The organism is Streptomyces roseoviridis (assembly GCF_039535235.1).
Taxonomy (GTDB): Bacteria; Actinomycetota; Actinomycetes; order Streptomycetales; family Streptomycetaceae; genus Streptomyces; species Streptomyces roseoviridis.
The window spans coordinates 1,852,378-1,868,742 of record NZ_BAAAWU010000001.1; the positions used below are offsets into that span (position 1 = coordinate 1,852,378).

The 16,365-nt window shown below is 73.2% G+C and carries 16 protein-coding genes and 1 pseudogene; 12 read left to right on the forward strand and 5 right to left on the reverse strand.

What is annotated here, in order from left to right; genetic code table 11:
- Window positions 1-75 precede the first annotated feature (75 nt).
- From ABD954_RS08300 to ABD954_RS08325, 6 genes and pseudogenes are all read left to right on the forward strand, one after another.
- A complete protein-coding gene (locus ABD954_RS08300) occupies window positions 76-723 on the forward strand; it encodes an amino acid ABC transporter permease (RefSeq protein WP_345485163.1) in 648 nt (215 codons plus the stop codon).
- Entirely contained in the window at window positions 720-1,646 is a 927-nt protein-coding gene (locus ABD954_RS08305; protein WP_345485165.1) for an amino acid ABC transporter permease, read from the forward strand. The genes ABD954_RS08300 and ABD954_RS08305 overlap by 4 nt, the downstream gene beginning before the upstream one ends.
- A 169-nt stretch (window positions 1,647-1,815) precedes the next feature.
- The gene (locus tag ABD954_RS08310) at window positions 1,816-3,540 is read left to right on the forward strand and encodes an FAD-dependent monooxygenase (protein WP_345485166.1); all 1,725 of its coding nucleotides are present in this window, start codon (window positions 1,816-1,818) and stop codon (window positions 3,538-3,540) included.
- 82 nt (window positions 3,541-3,622) lie between these two features.
- Complete coding sequence (locus tag ABD954_RS33600) at window positions 3,623-3,670, forward strand: hypothetical protein (RefSeq protein ID WP_309506048.1); 48 nt, start codon at window positions 3,623-3,625, stop codon at window positions 3,668-3,670.
- Window positions 3,671-3,738: 68 nt separating this feature from the next.
- Window positions 3,739-4,287: a cupin domain-containing protein gene (locus ABD954_RS08320; RefSeq protein ID WP_345485167.1), complete on the forward strand. Its 549-nt coding sequence runs from the start codon at window positions 3,739-3,741 to the stop codon at window positions 4,285-4,287.
- A gap of 53 nt (window positions 4,288-4,340) precedes the next feature.
- Window positions 4,341-4,754, forward strand: a pseudogene (locus ABD954_RS08325) (rhodanese-like domain-containing protein); the annotation flags it as partial.
- A 278-nt stretch (window positions 4,755-5,032) separates the two neighbouring features.
- Here the strand turns inward: ABD954_RS08325 and recX are convergent.
- From recX to ABD954_RS08340, 3 genes are all read right to left on the reverse strand, one after another.
- A complete protein-coding gene (recX, locus tag ABD954_RS08330; RefSeq protein WP_345485168.1) occupies window positions 5,033-5,599 on the reverse strand; it encodes a recombination regulator RecX in 567 nt (188 codons plus the stop codon).
- 4 nt (window positions 5,600-5,603) lie between these two features.
- A complete protein-coding gene (gene recA, locus ABD954_RS08335; RefSeq protein ID WP_345485169.1) occupies window positions 5,604-6,755 on the reverse strand; it encodes a recombinase RecA in 1,152 nt (383 codons plus the stop codon).
- A gap of 193 nt (window positions 6,756-6,948) precedes the next feature.
- Window positions 6,949-7,527: a helix-turn-helix domain-containing protein gene (locus ABD954_RS08340; protein WP_345485170.1), complete on the reverse strand. Its 579-nt coding sequence runs from the start codon at window positions 7,525-7,527 to the stop codon at window positions 6,949-6,951.
- Window positions 7,528-7,636: 109 nt separating this feature from the next.
- Here ABD954_RS08340 and ABD954_RS08345 point away from each other — a divergent pair, with 109 nt between their 5' ends.
- The 5 genes from ABD954_RS08345 (at window position 7,637) to ABD954_RS08365 (ending at window position 13,514) form a co-directional block, all read left to right on the forward strand.
- Window positions 7,637-9,100, forward strand: a complete 1,464-nt coding sequence (locus tag ABD954_RS08345) for an MFS transporter (protein WP_345485171.1) — start codon at window positions 7,637-7,639, stop codon at window positions 9,098-9,100.
- Between the two features lie 163 nt (window positions 9,101-9,263).
- Window positions 9,264-10,466: a sensor histidine kinase gene (locus tag ABD954_RS08350; RefSeq protein ID WP_345485172.1), complete on the forward strand. Its 1,203-nt coding sequence runs from the start codon at window positions 9,264-9,266 to the stop codon at window positions 10,464-10,466.
- The gene (locus tag ABD954_RS08355; protein ID WP_345485173.1) at window positions 10,463-11,131 is read left to right on the forward strand and encodes a response regulator; all 669 of its coding nucleotides are present in this window, start codon (window positions 10,463-10,465) and stop codon (window positions 11,129-11,131) included. Before ABD954_RS08350 ends, ABD954_RS08355 begins: the two co-directional genes overlap by 4 nt.
- Window positions 11,132-11,339: 208 nt before the next feature.
- A complete protein-coding gene (locus tag ABD954_RS08360) occupies window positions 11,340-12,632 on the forward strand; it encodes a cytochrome ubiquinol oxidase subunit I (RefSeq protein WP_345485174.1) in 1,293 nt (430 codons plus the stop codon).
- Between the two features lie 102 nt (window positions 12,633-12,734).
- Complete coding sequence (locus tag ABD954_RS08365; RefSeq protein WP_345485175.1) at window positions 12,735-13,514, forward strand: cytochrome d ubiquinol oxidase subunit II; 780 nt, start codon at window positions 12,735-12,737, stop codon at window positions 13,512-13,514.
- 117 nt (window positions 13,515-13,631) lie between these two features.
- Here the strand turns inward: ABD954_RS08365 and ABD954_RS08370 are convergent, their stop codons facing one another.
- Both ABD954_RS08370 and ABD954_RS08375 read right to left on the reverse strand, forming a co-directional pair.
- A complete protein-coding gene (locus ABD954_RS08370; RefSeq protein ID WP_345485176.1) occupies window positions 13,632-14,813 on the reverse strand; it encodes an AI-2E family transporter in 1,182 nt (393 codons plus the stop codon).
- Window positions 14,814-15,138: 325 nt separating this feature from the next.
- Window positions 15,139-15,333: a DUF3046 domain-containing protein gene (locus tag ABD954_RS08375; protein WP_345485177.1), complete on the reverse strand. Its 195-nt coding sequence runs from the start codon at window positions 15,331-15,333 to the stop codon at window positions 15,139-15,141.
- A 79-nt stretch (window positions 15,334-15,412) separates the two neighbouring features.
- Here ABD954_RS08375 and ABD954_RS08380 point away from each other — a divergent pair, with 79 nt between their 5' ends.
- Entirely contained in the window at window positions 15,413-16,348 is a 936-nt protein-coding gene (locus ABD954_RS08380; RefSeq protein ID WP_345485178.1) for a hypothetical protein, read from the forward strand.
- The last annotated feature ends 17 nt before the right edge of the window (window positions 16,349-16,365 follow it).

Genomic DNA, 16,365 nt, shown 5'->3' on the forward strand with positions numbered 1-16,365 from the left:
CGTACGCCCTGTGCGCTACGGGGCGCCCCGCCCCCTGCCCGTACACCTGCCGCTGACTGCCGACGCGGAGTCCTCATGAACGTACTGCTCGACCATTTCCCGGAGTTCCGCAACGGATTCATAGGAACCGTGTCGATCACCGCCGTCAGCTCGGTCATCGCCCTGGTCCTCGGCATCGTCATCGCCGGCTTCCGCGTCTCCCCCGTCCCGCCGCTGCGCTTCTTCGGCACGGCGTGGGTGACACTGCTGCGCAACACCCCGCTGACGCTGCTCTTCCTGGTCTTCTTCTTCGTCGTCCCGGAGATCCTCTTCCCGGGCATGAGCCCCTTCGTGCTCGCCTCCCTGGCGCTCGGCTTCTACACCTCCTCGTTCATCTGCGAGGCGGTCCGCTCCGGCATCAGCACGGTGCCGCTGGGCCAGGCCGAGGCCGCCCGCTCGCTCGGGCTCACCTTCTCGCAGACGCTGCGCCTGATCGTGCTGCCGCAGGCCACCCGTACGGTGCTGCCGCCGCTGAGCTCGATCTTCATCGCGCTGACCAAGAACTCGGCCATCGCCGGCGCCTTCAGCGTCACCGAGCTCTTCGGCTGGCAGACGCTGATGAGCGAGCAGGGCTACGCGATCCTCCCGATCTTCTGCTGGGTCGCCGTCGCCTACCTCGTCATCACCTTCGCCATCAGCGGACTCTTCCGTCTCCTTGAGCGCAACCTGGAGGTCGCCCGATGAGCGCCAGCGTTCTCTTCGACGCCCCCGGCCCCAAGGCGAAGATCCGCAACCGGATCTACGCCGTCGTCGGCAGCCTCGTCATCGTCGCCCTGCTCGTCGTCAGCCTGCTGCGGCTCGCCGAGAAGGGGCACCTCGCCCCCGAGATGTGGGACATCTTCAACTACGCGGGCATCCGGCAGAACATCGCCGACGCGCTGCTCGCCACCCTGAAGGCCTTCGCTCTCGCCGCCGTCGGCTCCCTGGTCCTCGGCGTGCTGCTCGCCGTCGCCCGGCTCTCCGACCACAAGGCGATCAGCTGGCCGGCCACCGCCTTCATCGAGGTCTTCCGCTCCCTGCCGCTGCTCATCACCATCTACGCGGTGTGGGTCGCCTTCCTCACCGACTACTCGATGTGGGCGCTGGCGATCGGCCTGTCGATCTACAACGGCTGCGTCCAGGCCGAGGTGCTGCGCGCCGGCGTCAACTCCGTGCCGCGCGGACAGCGCGAGGCCGCGTACGCGCTCGGCATGACCAAGACCCAGGTGATGACCACCGTCCTGCTGCCGCAGGCGGTCCGGGCCATGCTGCCCACGATCATCAGCCAGCTGGTGGTCACCCTGAAGGACACCTCCTTCGGCTTCGTCATCCTGTACCCCGAGCTGCTCTACTCGGCCCGTCTGATCGCCTCCAACACGCTGGTCAACGGCTCGTACCCGTACGTCTCCGTGATCGTGGTCTTCGGCGTCATCTACATCGCGCTGTGTCTGGCGCTGTCCGCGCTCGCCACCTGGATCGAGAAGCGCGGCCGCCGCTCGAAGACCGGTGTCCTCGCCTCCGACACCGACGCGCAGGCCGTCGTGCGCGCCGCCGAGGCGGGCACCGCCGGCGGGGCGGCCGGGATCATCGGTGACGGCTCCGACGGCCCTGGCATCACGAAGAACTGACGGCATGTGACATCATCCGGGGGCAGTGGCGACGCCGCTGCCCCCGTCACTTGACGCACGCACCCCCAGTGGGTTGCATACGTTCTGTGATCAAGCTCCGGGCCCGCGCCACACCCCGCTGTGCTTCCCGCACGACCGTACGGCCTCGCACGCCCTCAGGAGCCGCGCCGTGGACCCGGTGATCATCGTGGGCGCGGGGCCGGTCGGCCTCGCGCTCTCCCTCGCCCTGGCCGCCCAGGACGTGCCCAGCGTCGTCCTCGACGAGAGCGGGGGCAAGGAGGAGCCGCGCCCCGCCCGCACCGTCGTGCTGCGCGCGGACATGGCCGCCCTGGTGGAGCGGCTCGGCTGTGCCACGCTCCGTGACGAGGGCGTCCGCTGGGTCGGCTGGCGCTCCGTGCGCCGCCGGCAGCAGATGCGGCACGTCCCGCTCGACCTCGGCCTGCCCGGCGACGCCGGCGACCCGGAGAGCGGCGCCACGGGGCCCGCCGCCCCGCTGCACATCCCGCAGCACGCCCTGGCCCGTGGGCTGCGCGACGCCATCGCTCGCCAGGACCTCGTCACCGTGGTCACCGACTCCCGGGTCGACACCATCGAGCAGGACGCCCACGGCGTCAGCGCCCACACCCGCGGTCCCGAAGGCACCTGGTGGCGCGGCAGCCACCTCGTCGGCTGCGACGGCGCCCGCTCCACCGTGCGCAAGCTGCTCGGCGTCCGCTTCCCCGGGCGTACGGCGGTGGAACGGCACGCGGTGGCCGCGCTGCGCACCGAACTCCCCTGGGCGGGCGAGGCCCTGCTCCACCGTCAGCCGCCGTGGCGCAGCGGCGGCGAGGAGGTCGCCGCCCGGCCGCTGCCCGACGGCGTGTGGCGGATCGACTGGCTGCTGCCGCCCCGCGGCGAACTGGTCACTCCCGACGCGCTCGTCACCCGCATCCGGGAGACCCTGGCCGGCTGGTGCGAGGGTTCGACCCCGCCGTACGACCTGATCGACACCGGCGTCCACACGGTGCACCACCGGCTCGCCCGGCGCTGGCGGGTGGACCGGGTCTTCCTCGCCGGGGACGCGGCGCACCTGCTGGGCGCGGTCGGCACCCAGGGGCTCGACGAGGGCCTGCGGGACATCGACAACCTGGCCTGGAAACTGGCCTACGCCTGGCACCACCGCGACGCCTCGGTCACCCTGCTCGACAGCTACCAGAGCGAGCGCCGGGCGGCCGTCGCCGGGCTGCTGCGCGCGGCCGACCAGGTGCTGCCCGTGCTGCGCGGCGGCCGGGGCCTGCGCACGTATCTGCCGGGCGGCGGCCGCGGCCACGACGCCCTGCTGACCGACGGGCACCTGGGGCGCGGTCCGCTGGGCGCGCTTCCGGCGTTCCCGCACTCCCCGCTGGCGCCGGAGCCCTCCGAGGGACGCATCCCGGTGGGTACGCCGGACGGCGCGCCGGTCGACGACGTGCGGGTGACGGCGCCGGACGGCACGACCGTACGGCTGCGGGACCGGCTCGGCAGGGGACGGCTCCTGGTGCTGCTCGTCGCCCCGGGCACCGGGGTGTGGGACCGGCGGCACTGGGTGAGCGCGGGCGTGATGCCCCGGCTCGCCGAGGCCGTGGACGGGCTGCCCGCGCCGGCCGAGCTCCTGGTGACCGAGGCGTATCCGGGCGCCCCGGCCCACGCGGTGCTCCTCGTCCGCCCCGACGGCCATCTGGCCGCGGCGTTCGCCGGAGTGCGGCCGGAGGAACTGCACGCTGCGGCGGAGGCGGTACGGGGCGGGGACCCGGCGGGGGACGCGGCGACGGAGCCGGAGGCGCGGGCGGGGCGGACGCCGGAGGGGAAGTCGGAGGGAGAGCCGGAGCCGGTGCCGGAGGGCGCCGCGGCGGACGTGGCGGCGGACGTCAAGTGAGGGACGATTGACCGCCACGGGCGTCCATGGTGTACTCCGGAACGTGACCGGCACCGATCTGCGCCTGTGGCGGAGGGTCCATATGGACCTCGTCCGCTATGCGGGCTGCGTGTGTCGCCCGTCCTGCTGAATTCGCCTTCCCTTCTTCCGGCGCGCGCTTCGCCGTGCGCTCTTTCGCGAACCTCAGGACGGTCCTCCGTGCCCCAGACGCAGCACGTCTCCTCGCCCGTTTCCGGCCCCGCCCCCTCCCCCGCCTCCCCCACCCAGGCCGATCTGCTGGACTTCGTCCGGCGCACGGCCGCCGATCCCGCGCTGATCGCCTCCCTGCCCCTGGACCCCGAAGGGCGCACCTGGGTGCGGCTCGACGGGCCGGGCGGCAGCGAGGCCTGGCTCATCGGCTGGCCGCCCGGGACGGGGACCGGCTGGCACGACCACGCCGAGTCGCTCGGCGCCTTCGCCACCGCGCGCGGGACCCTGCGCGAGAACTCCCTCGCGGTGCGGCTCCCGGCGAGCGGCTGGAAGACCCTGGAGCTGGCCGACGGCGTCGACCGCGACCGCGAGCTCCCGGCCGGCCGGAGCCGGTCCTTCGGCCGGCACCATGTGCACGAGGTGCTGAACGAGTCCCGCACCGAGCACGCGGTCTCGGTGCACGCCTACCATCCGCCGCTCCCGCTGATCCGGCGCTTCAGCCGGGCGGGCGCGATGCTCCGCCTCGAGCAGGTCGAGCGCCCGGAGGACTGGCAGTGAGCGCGGCACACGAGGGCGTGCGTACGGGCGCCGTTGCCGACGCGGCCGGCGGTGTGGGGTCCGGTGCCGGTGGCGGCGGTAGTGAACCCGTCGGCATCGACGAGCTGTTGGAGCGGGTCCGGGCCGGTCTCGACCGGATCGACGCCCGGACCGCGTACGCGGCCTACGCGGCGGGCGACGCCCTGCTGGTCGACACCCGCTACGCCGCCCTGCGCGAACGGGACGGTCTGATCCCCGGCGCGCTGGTCGTGGAGCGCAACGAACTGGAGTGGCGGCTCGATCCCCTGGGCAGTCATCGCGCCCCTCAGGCCGACAGCCACGATCTGCGGGTGGTGGTGCTCTGCGACGAGGGCTACGCCTCCTCGCTCGCCGCCGCCTCCCTGCGCCGGCTGGGCCTGCACCGCGCGACCGATGTGATCGGCGGCTTCCAGGCGTGGAGGGCGGCGGGCCTTCCGGTCCTGCTGCCGTCGAAGGGCCCGTCACCGGGAGCCGGGCCGACGCCGGGTCGGGACTCGGGGTCGGGTCGGGACTCGGGGTCGGGTACGGAGACGGGCTCGGGTGCGGGGCCGGAGTCGGGGCCGAGGTCCTACCCGGGGCCCGGGCCGACGCCGAGTCGAGAGTCGGGGTCGGGTACGAGGCCGGGCTCGGAGTCGGCGCCGGGCTGGGGACCGGACTCGGGGCCTGAGCCGGTGCCGAGGTCCGGGCCGGTGCCGGGGTCGGGGTCGGGGTCGGGGTCGTCGGGAGGCTAGAAGGGCTCGTCCAGCCCCTCGGTGTCCTCGCCCTCTTCCTCCAGGGCCTGGCGGACCACGCGCAGGGCCATGCCCTCCGGGTATCCCTTGCGGGCGAGCATGCCGGCCAGTCTGCGCAGCCGCCGGTCGCGCTCCAGGCCGCGGGTGGCGCGCAGCTTGCGGTCGACGAGCTCGCGGGCGCGCGCCTCCTCCTGGTCGGAGTCGAGCCGGTCGACCGCCTCCTGGATCACGGTGGGGTCGACCCCCTTGGTCCGCAGCTCGCGGGCGAGGGCCCGGCGGGCGAGGCCCCGGCCGTGGTGGCGGGACTCCACCCAGGCGCCGGCGAAGGCGGCGTCGTCGATGAGCCCGACGTCCTCGAACCGGGAGAGCACCTCGTCGGCGACCTCGTCCGGGATCTCCCGCTTGCGCAGGGCGTCGGCGAGCTGCTTGCGGGTGCGGGGGGTCCCGGTGAGCAGGCGCAGGCAGATCGCCCGCGCCCGCTCACCCGGATCCTGGGACGACAGCTCCTTCTCGGCCCTCGACGAGTCGGGGCTGTCGTCCGGCCATTCGGTGCGACCGGTCACCGGGTCAGCTCTTGGCCGCCGTGGCCTTGGTCGCCTTGGCGGCCTTGGCCGGGGCCGGGACGGCCTTGGCCGCCTCGTCCGCGCCCGCCGCAGCCGCCGCACCGGCCGCGTCCGTGCCGCTCACCGCGTCCGCTCCCGTCTCGGCCGAGGGCTCCTCGGGCCGGACGCCGACGCCCAGCTTCTCCTTGATCTTCCTCTCGATCTCGTTGGCGAGGTCGGGGTTGTCCTTGAGGAAGTTGCGGGCGTTCTCCTTGCCCTGGCCCAGCTGGTCGCCCTCGTACGTGTACCAGGCGCCGGCCTTGCGGACGAAGCCGTGCTCCACGCCCATGTCGATCAGGCCGCCCTCGCGGCTGATGCCCTGGCCGTAGAGGATGTCGAACTCGGCCTGCTTGAAGGGGGGCGCGACCTTGTTCTTGACGACCTTGCAGCGGGTGCGGTTGCCGACCGCCTCCGTGCCGTCCTTCAGGGTCTCGATGCGGCGGATGTCGATGCGCACCGAGGCGTAGAACTTCAGGGCGCGGCCACCGGTCGTGGTCTCCGGCGAGCCGAACATCACGCCGATCTTCTCGCGGAGCTGGTTGATGAAGATCGCGGTGGTCTTGGACTGGTTGAGCGCGCTGGTGATCTTCCGCAGGGCCTGGCTCATCAGGCGGGCCTGGAGACCGACGTGGGAGTCGCCCATCTCGCCCTCGATCTCCGCGCGCGGGACGAGCGCGGCGACGGAGTCGATGACGATCAGGTCGAGGGCGCCGGAGCGGACCAGCATGTCGACGATCTCGAGGGCCTGCTCACCGTTGTCCGGCTGGGACAGGATGAGGTTGTCGATGTCGACGCCGAGCTTGCGGGCGTACTCGGGGTCGAGGGCGTGCTCGGCGTCCACGAAGGCGACCTGGCCGCCGGCCTTCTGCGCGTTGGCGACGGCGTGCAGGGTCAGGGTCGTCTTACCGGAGGACTCCGGTCCGTAGATCTCGACCACACGGCCGCGCGGCAGGCCGCCGACGCCGAGGGCGACGTCGAGGGCGGTCGACCCGGTCGGGATGACCTCGATCGGCTCCCTCGAGCGCTCGCCCATGCGCATGACGGCACCCTTGCCGAACTGCCGTTCAATCTGTGCGAGCGCGGCGTCGAGCGCCTTCTCGCGGTCGGTTCCTGCCATGGGTTCCACCCGGTTTGCTTGAGTCGATCGCTTCATGTGAAAGACGCTAACCCCTGCCACTGACAATGGGCCCCGACGTCCCCTCCGGCCTGTGGATAACTCGGCGACAACCCCGAGATTCCAAGGCCCGGCCCCCCCATATGAATGGATGTTCGATTTTCGTGTCAAGCGCACCACGCCGGGTCCACCCCGGTCAGGTCGCGGCGGCGGACCCGGTGCGGACGACGGCCTGATCGCCCTGCGGGCCGAAGAGGTGGAGGATCTCCACGGCCCGGTCGCCGGCGGGGCCGAACCAGTGCGGTTCGGCGGTGTCGAACTCGGCGATCTCCCCGGGCCGGAGCGTGAACTCGCGCGCGCCGAGCACGAGGCGGAGCTCACCGGCGAGCACGTACAGCCACTCGTGACCGGCGTGGGTCACCAGCTTCGGTTCGCGGCGGGACAGCACCTGCTTGAAGACCTGGACCCGGCCCGGGTACTGCGTCAGCGGCACGAGCACGCTGCCCTGACTGCCGCGCCGGGGGCGCAGGTGGACGCGGGGGTCGCCGGTGGCGGGCGCCGCCACCAGCTGGTCCAGGGCGACCCGGTGCGCCCGCGCGAGCGGGATGAGCAGGTCGAGCGTCGGGCGCCGCTTGCCCGATTCGAGGCGGGACAGCGTGCTCAGCGAGATCCCGGTCTCGTCGGCGAGGGCTTCGAGGGTGAGTCCCCGGTCGCGCCGCAGCACCCGCAGCCGGGGGCCTATGCCATCGAGAATCCGTGCGAGATCGGCGTCCATGACCTCCATTTTGCGGTGTCCGCAAAAGCGCTGGGCCGCCGCCGCCCGCGGGTTCGAGCATGACGGGACCTTAAAGATCCGGTCCGTACGACGACGGAAGGCGCACCTCATGACCACGCCGCCAGCCACACCCGGGGCCACGCCCGCGGCCACCGCCGCGACCCCGGCCGACGAGCCCCTCGGCACCCGCCGCAGATGGACGGTCCTGGCCGTCTGCGCCCTGAGCATGTTCCTCGTCGGCCTCGACACGACCATCGTCAACGTGGGCCTGCCCGAGATCGGGCGCGGCCTGGGCGCGGACACGCGGGGCCTGGAATGGATCGTGGACGCGTACACCGTGGTCCTGGCCGGTTTCCTCGTCGTCTCCGGAGCTCTCGCCGACCGCTTCGGACGCTGCCGGGTGTTCCGCTGCGGGCTCGTCGTCTTCGGGCTCGCGTCGCTGGCCTGCGCCCTGGCGCCGTCGCTCGGCCTGCTCGTCGCGGCCCGGGCCGTCCAGGGCGTCGGCGCCTCCATGCTGAGCCCCGTCGCCCTGGCGATCGTCGTGAACGCCATGCCCGACCCGCGGGAGCGGGCCCGCGCGATCGGCCTATGGGCCTCGGTCTTCGGCCTCAGCATGGCGGCGGGACCGGTCACCGGCGGGGCCCTCGTCGAGGCGTTCGGCTGGCGGTCGGTCTTCTGGGTGAACGCGCCCGTCATCGCCGCCGCCCTCGTCCTCGTCGCCGTCTTCGTGCCGGAGTCCCGTGGCCGGCGGGCCCGGCGGCTCGACCTGGGCGGGCAGGTCCTCCTCACCCTGGCGCTGGCCGTCACCGTCGCCGTCCTCATCGAAGCCCCCCGCGCCGGCTGGACCTCGCCGCTCGCCCTGACCGGCTACGCCGTGGCCGTGGCGGCGACCGCCGCGTTCGTCCGCGTGGAGCTGCGCCGCCCCGAACCCCTCATGGACCTCGCCCTCTTCCGGCGGCCCGTCTTCACGATGGCGGTGCTCGGCGCGGTCGCGGTGTTCGTCGCGCTCAACGTGAGCCTCCTGCTCACCACGCTCTACCTCCAGCACTCCCGCGGCTGGACGCCGCTCGCGGCGGGCGCGGCGACGCTGCCCATGGCCCTCGGAGCCACCGTGTGCGCGCCCTGGGCCGGCGTCCTTGCGGGCCGCGTCGGGCCGCGCCGCCCGCTGCTGCTCGCCGGCGCCTTCACCGCCGCCGGCGGCCTGTGCCTGGTGAACCTCGGCCAGGCCACCGGACTGGCGCAGCTGTCGACCGCGTACCTCCTCATCGGCATCGGCTTCGGCTTCGCCAACGCCCCGCTCACCAACACCGCGGTCGGCGGCCTGCCGCCCGCCCGGGCCGGCGTCGCCGGAGCCATCACCTCCACCGCGCGCCAGCTCGGCGCCGCCGTCGGCATCGCCGCCGCCGGAGCCCTGGTCGCCCACGTCCCCGACGGCCGTCTGGCCGAGGCGTCGAGGCCGGGCTGGCTCCTCGTGACGTGCTGCGGCCTCTTCCTCCTCCTCGTGGCACGCGCCTCCCGCACCCCGGCGCCCGGGACCACCGCGCCTGTGTCCTCCGCGCCCCGGGCCGCGTGACGGGCGGCAAGAGCGACCTTCCGGCGGGCGGGCGGGCCGGGCGCGGGCGCCCGGGGAGGCGCGTTCACCGGTGCGTGGGCCCCGGCCGATCGCGGGACGAGGCCCTCACGGGCCGCGGAACGAGGTCCCCCGAGGGCGCGGCACCATGCCTATCCTTCGTGCCATGGCCCTCCCCCTCCGCGTGCGCGACCCCGGTGTGGCGCTGCTGGTCCTGCTCGTCGTGACGGTCTGGACCCTGGTCTCGGCCCACTACGCCGAGGAACCGGTCTCCCGCACCGTACTGGGCTGGCTGCTGATCCTGGCCGGCTGCGGGGCGCTGTGCTTCCGCCGCCGGCAGCCGGTGACGGTGGCCGTGGTGACGCTCCTCGCCTGCGCCGTCTACTACCCGCTGTCCGCGCAGGACGGTCCGCTCCTGATCGCCTTCGCCCTCGCGCTGTACACCACCGCCGCCGAGGGCCGGTTCGCCGCCGCCGTCGCCCTGGCGGCCGTGACGCTCCTCGCGGTCGGCCTCGGCGAGATCGGACACCGGCCGGGCCGCCGGCAGATCGACGACACCTCGCTCGCGATGATGGCCGGCTGGCTGATCAGCCTGGTCGCCGTCGGCCGCGCGCAGCGCAACCGGGTCGCCTATCTGTACGAGGTGGAGCAGCGCGCCCTCGCCGCGGAACGGGAGCAGGAGGCCAGGGCCCGGCAGAGCGCCACCGAGGAGCGGCTGCGGATCGCCCGTGAAGTGCACGACATCCTCGGTCACAGCATCTCGCTGATCAACGTCCAGTCCGGCGCCGCGCTGCACCGGCTCGGCAAGAAGCCCGCCCCCGAGCTCGCCCTCGCCACGGCGCAGGACGCGCTGCAGGCCGTACGGGACACGAGCAAGGAGGCGCTGCGGGAGCTGCGCGCCACGCTCGGGGTGCTGCGCCGGGCCGACGAGGCCGCTCCGACCGCCCCGTCGTCCGGTCTGGCGCTCCTGCCCGAACTGGTGGAGCGGGCCGCGAGCACCGGTCTCGACGTCCGGAGCCGGGTCGACGGCACGCCGGTGCCGCTGCCGCCTCCGGTCGACCTCGCCGCGTACCGGATCGTGCAGGAGTCGCTGACCAATGTGACCCGGCACGCGCGCGCGTGCTCCGTGCTGGTGGCGCTGGAGTGGGGTGCGGACGAGCTGCGGCTGCGGATCGAGGACGACGGCGGGGGCGCGCCGGAGGACGGACCGTCGGGCAGCGGCATCCGGGGCATGGCCGAGCGGGCCCGTGCGTTCGGCGGGGAGCTGACGGCGCGTAACGTTCCCGGCGGCTTCCGGGTCGACGCCCGGCTTCCGTTCACCGCCCCGTCCGCCCCCGCTGCGCCTGCCTCCGAGGGAGATCCCGCATGATCCGTGTCGTGCTCGCCGACGATCAGACCCTGGTCCGGGCCGGTTTCCGCTCGATCCTGGCCGACGAGGACGACATCGAGGTGGTCGGCGAGGCGGCCGACGGGGAGCGGGCGGTGGCGCTCGCCCGCGAGCTGCGGCCGGACGTCGTCCTGATGGACGTACGGATGCCGGTCCTCGACGGCCTGGAGGCGACCCGCCGCATCACTGGGGACGCCCGCCTCGACGGCGTGCGGGTGGTCATCCTCACCACCTTCGACGTCGACGACTACGTCTACGGGGCGCTGCGCGCCGGCGCGAGCGGCTTCCTGGTGAAGGACACCGAACCGATGGAGCTGCTGCACGGCATCCGGGTCGTGGCGCGCGGCGACGCGCTGATCGCCCCGGCGGTGACCCGGCGGCTGATCGCCGAGTTCGCCGGCCGGGCCGTCCGGCGGCCGGATCCGAGCCCACGGCTCAACGCGCTCACCGAGCGCGAGCGGGAGGTGATGGGCCTGGTGGGGGCGGGGCTGTCCAACGACGAGATCGCCCAGCGGCTGGTGCTGTCGCCGGCCACGGCCAAGACCCACGTCAGCCGGATCATGACCAAGCTGGACGTGCGGGACCGGGCGCAGTTGGTGATCCTCGCGTACGAGTCGGGGATGATCACTCCGGGCTGGCTGGCCTGACCCCCTCCGGCCTGCCTGCCTGCCTGCCTGCCTACCTGTCTGCCTGTCCGAGTGGCCGGGCTGACCGGCCGTCCGACCCTTAGGGGGCGGGGCCGGCCGGGCGCAACTTCCGGGGTACGCGGGCGGGGGCCGGCGCAACCGCTGGGGTAGGGCCGGTGTCCACCGGGGGCCGACGCCCCGCCCCCGGCCGTACGCCGACGCTTGCGGCGTGAATCCCGACGTCCTCGATCTCGCGCGGCTGCAGTTCGCCCTCACGGCGGGCGGCCACTTCCTCTTCGTCGCCCTCACGCTGGGGCTCGCGACCGTCGTCGCGGTGCTCCAGACCCGGGCGACCCTCTCCGGCTCACCGCTGGACGCCCGCCAGGTGCGGTTCTGGGGCCAGTTGTACGTGATCAACTACGCGGTCGGGATCGTCACCGGCATCGTGATGGAGTTCCAGTTCGGCATGAGCTGGAGCGGCCTCACCCACTACGCGGGGAACGTCTTCGGCGCCTCGCTCGCGGTCGAGACGATCGTGGCCTTCTTCGTCGAGTCGACGTTCCTCGGGCTGTGGATCTTCGGCTGGAACCGGCTGAACCGCTGGGCGCACCTGGCGGCGATCTGGATCGTCACCTTCACGGCCTACCTCTCGGCCTACTGGATCCTGGTCTCCAACGGCTTCCTCAACCACCCCGTGGGGCATCGCACCGAGGGCGGGAAGCTGGTCCTCGACGACCCGGTGGCCGTGCTCACCAACCCCTCGGCCCTGTCGGCCTTCGGGCACATCGTGGCCGGGGCCCTGCTCACGGCGGGGTTCTTCGTCGCGGGGGTGAGCGCCTACCACCTCTTCCGGCGCACGCCCGAGTGGGAGTTCTTCGGGCGCGGTCTGCGGACGGGCGTGTTCCTGTCCTTTCCCGCGCTGATGGTGACGGCGGTCTTCGGCGGGATCCAGTTCGCGAGTCTGCGCACCTTCCAGCCCATGAAGTCGGCCGTGTTCAGTCAGAAGACCGCCGAGATCGCTCAGATCCAGGCGGACATGGTCGCCCGGTTCGGTCCGGGGGACTACGTGCCCTCGATCGGCTGGACGCGCGGGGCGGGTCTGGTCATGCTCATCTGTTTCGCCCTGATGATGTACTTCAGCTTCGCCGGGGTGATCCTCGCCTGTTTCAAGAAGGCCGTCTTCCGCTTCCGGCTCTGGCACCTCGCTCTGATGGCGGCGGTCCCGCTGCCGTACCTGGCGATGATCAGCGGCTGGGTCTTCCGGGAGGCCGGCCGCCAGCCGTGGGTGGTCTACGGGCTGCTGAAGACCGAGGACGCGGTCTCCGCCCTCTCCCCCGGCACCATGCGGCTCTCGCTCGCCGTCTTCACCACCCTCTTCGTTCTCCTCGCCGTGCTCAACGCCTGGCTGCTCGCGCGGCACGCCCGCCGGGGGCCGGTCGACGCCGGACTCGGCCACGACGACCGGACCGCGGACGCGGACGCGCCCGATCCGGCCGCCGCCCTCCCCGTCCCCCGCTACTGACTCACCGCGCCGCGCACCACCGCCGCGCACCACCGCCGCGCGCCGCCACCCCCCGCCGCCGTCCCCTCGGCGCCACCGACCCGAACGAGGAGCCGACCGACCGTGGACACCCTCGCCCTCGCCCTGCTGGCCTTCTTCGCCACCGGCTGGTTCGTCCTCGCCGGCGCGGACATCGGCACCGGCATGCTCACCCCGTACCTCGGCCGCACCGACCGCGAACGGCGGCTCGTCCTCGCCTCCTTCGCGCCGTTCTTCCTGGGCAACGAGGTCTGGCTGATCGCCACCGCCGGCGTGCTCGCCGGCTGTTTCCCGGAGCTGGAAGGCACCCTGCTGACCGGCCAGCTCCCGGTCCTCCTCCCGCTCCTCACCGGCTGGATCGTGCGCGACGTCGGGCTGTGGACGCGCGGACGGGGGCCGGGGCCGCGCTGGCGCGCGCTCTGCGACGGCGCCGTGACGACCGGCAGCTGGACCCTGGCCCTGGCGACGGGCTGGCTGCTCGCGGCCCTCCTCACCGGACGACCGTACGAACCGGCCACCGGGCCCACCGCCGTCCTCACCGCGCTCGCGGTGGCCGCGCTCTTCGCCGCGCACGGCCTCGGCTTCGCCACCCTGCGCCTGACGGGGCTGCCGTACGAGCGCGCCCGCCGGCTCGTGGGGCGGGCCCGTCGGCCCTGGCACTCCTTCGCCCTCACCGCCGTGCTGCTCGGCGGCCTGCCGCTCGCCGGGGGCGCGGCGCTCGCGCCCGGCTCCCACACCGCTGATCCGGGCACCCTGGGGCTGCTCGTGCCGGCCCTGCTCGTGGTCACCGTGCCGCTCGTGGGCGTCCAGGCGTGGATCTGGCACACCTTCCGGCACCGCGTGACCGGACCGTCCTACCTCTGACCGTCCCTCACCCGTCCCACGGTCGCCGGCACCGGCACCGGCCCGCCGTCAGGCCCGTCCCTTCCCCTGGCCCTGGCCCTGGCACTGGTCCATGCCCTTCCCGGCCCCGGCCCGGTCCTAGACCTCGCCCTGCCCCTGGTCGCGCCGCCGCGCCCGGCGCTCCGCCTCGTGCCGCTGCTTCCGCTCCTTCTCCTTCTTGTGGTGCAGCGCCTTCTGGAGCCGGGCGACGACGGCCTCCCCGTACCGCCGGTGGCCGTGGACGCGCGGGTCGTCCGTCACGTCGTACCGCTTCACATAGGCGCCGAGGAACGCCTGCAGGGTGGCGACGGCGGGGATGGCGATCAGGGCACCGACCGCGCCGAGCAGCGCGGTGCCGGCGATGACGGAACCGAAGGCCACGGCCGGATGGATGTCGACGGTCTTGGAGGTCAGCTTCGGCTGCAGCACGTAGTTCTCGAACTGCTGGTAGACGACCACGAAGCACAGCACCCACAGCGCGTACCAGGGGTCCACGGTGAAGGCGATCAGCATCGGCAGGGCCCCGGCCAGATACGTGCCGATCGTCGGGATGAACTGCGAGACCAGACCGACCCAGACGGCGAGCGCGGGCGCGTAGGGCACGCCCAGGATCTCGAAGAGCACGAAGTGCGCCACGCCGGAGATCAGCGCCATCAGGCCGCGCGAGTAGAGGTAGCCGCCGGTCTTGTCGACGGCGATCTCCCAGGCGCGCAGCACCTCGGTCTGCCGGCTCGGGGGCAGCACCGAGCACAGCGCCCTGCGCAGCCGGGGCCCGTCGGCGGCGAAGTAGAACGCGAAGAGGAAGATCGTCAGGAGCTTGAAGAGGCCGCCGAGGAGGGTGGCGGAGACGTCCAGGACACCGGCCGCGCTGTTCTGCACGTACTTCTGGAGCCAGTCGGAGCGCAGCACGCTGTCCTGGACCGCGACCCGGGACAGCTCGGTGTGGAAGTGCTGGTTGATCCAGTTGATCAGCGAGTCGAGGTACTTGGGGAAGTTCTCGAAGATGTCGACGATCTGGCCGGCGAGCATCGAGCCGAGGAGCACGACGAAGCCGACGCCGATGGCCAGGACGGCGAAGAAGACGATGAAGGTGGCGAGCCCCCGGCGCATTCCGCGCGCCGCCATGCGGCCGACGGCCGGCTCGATGGCGAGGGCCAGGAAGAAGGCGAGCAGGATGTTGACGAGGAGGCCGATGAGCTGGTGGAACGCCCAGCTGCCCAGTTGGAAGCAGGCGTAGAGGGCGAGGGCGAGCACCAGGGCCCGGGGCAGCCAGCGCGGCATCCTGGCCGCCGGCGGGACGGCCTCGGAGGGACCCGTGAGTCCGGAAGGCCCAGTGGGTCCAGAAGGGCCAGTAGGGCCAGTGGGTCCGGAAGGGTCAGTGGGGCCAGAAGGCCCAGTGGGGCCGGAAGGACGGGAGAGGACCGTCGGTGCGGCGGGTTCGGAAGGGCCAGTGGGGCCAGAGGGACCGCCGGGACCCTCGGTGCCGGAGACCGGCGTGCTCCGGCGGTCGTCGTCCTCGTTGCCATCGGTGTCGTCGTTCACGTCGATCGGGGCCACCCCGCCAGTCTCGCTCACCGCCCGGACATTCCCGTCCGGACCCGTCAGGTCATCGCTTCTCGGCCGGTACGCCGACGGCCGCGCAGACCGCCCGCCACACGTCCTTGGCCTCCCAGCCCGCGTCCAGCGCCTCGTGCACCGTCCGTCCGCCGAGCTCGGTCATCACATGGTCCCGCGCGAAGGTCTCGGCGTAGGCCGCACCGAAGTGCTCCGACATCCGTTCCCAGAAAATCGTCAACCGCATGACCCCAGTATCCCGCCCTCAGGAGTGCAGCCCGGGCCGTAGACCTTGTCAGACGCGCTTTCCCGCCTACGGTCGGAACATGGCCGGAAAACCTGCAGAAACCCCCGATCCGTCCGCGTCACCCCTCGCGCGTGCCGAGCACTTCGTGTGGCTGACCGCCCGCGTGCTGGAACAGCGCCGCTTCGCGTACCACTTCCTGCGCGGCGGTGCGGACCCCGTCGAGGCGGCGCTCACCGCGTACCTCAACGAGGACGGCGGCTACGGCCACGCCCTCGAACCCGATCTGCGCGGACCGGTCAGCCAGCCGCTGCACACCGCGCACGCGCTGCGGGTCCTGGACTCCATCGGCCGCTGCGGCGGCCTGCGGGTCGAGCGGATCTGCCGCTATCTGACGGAGGTGTCGACCCACGACGGCGCGCTGCCCGCCGTCCATCCCTCGCAACGCGACTATCCGGCGGCCCCGTTCGTGCCCGTCGTCGACGACCCGCCCAGCGCACTGCTGTCCACCGGCCCGGTGGTCGGTCTGCTGCACCGCAACCAGGTCTGGCACGCCTGGCTGTTCCGGGCCACCGAGTTCTGCTGGGCGGCCGTGGAGGCGCTGGAGAAGTCCCATCCGTACGAGGTCCAGGCCGCCGTCGCGTTCCTCGACGGGGTCCCCGACCGCGCCCGCGCCCAGGCGGCGAGCGACCGGCTGGGGCGTCTGGTGCGGGAGCAGGGGCTCGCCGTGCTCGATCCGGACCGGCCGGAGGACTACCCGGTCGCGGAGGGGTACGCGCCGGGCGAGCTCCACTATCCGCACGACTACGCGCGCGTGCCGGACTCGCTGGCGCGCCGCTGGTTCACGGACGAGGAGATGGCCCGGTCCCTGGACCACCTCGCGGCCTCTCAGGCGGAGGACGGCGGCTGGCCGGTCACCTGGCGGCGGTGGGCGCCGGGATCGGCCCTGGAGAGCCGCCCGATCGTCACCGTGGAGGCGCTGCGCACGCTGCGCGCGCACGGACGGGCGATCGGCTGACGATCGGCTTGCTGGCG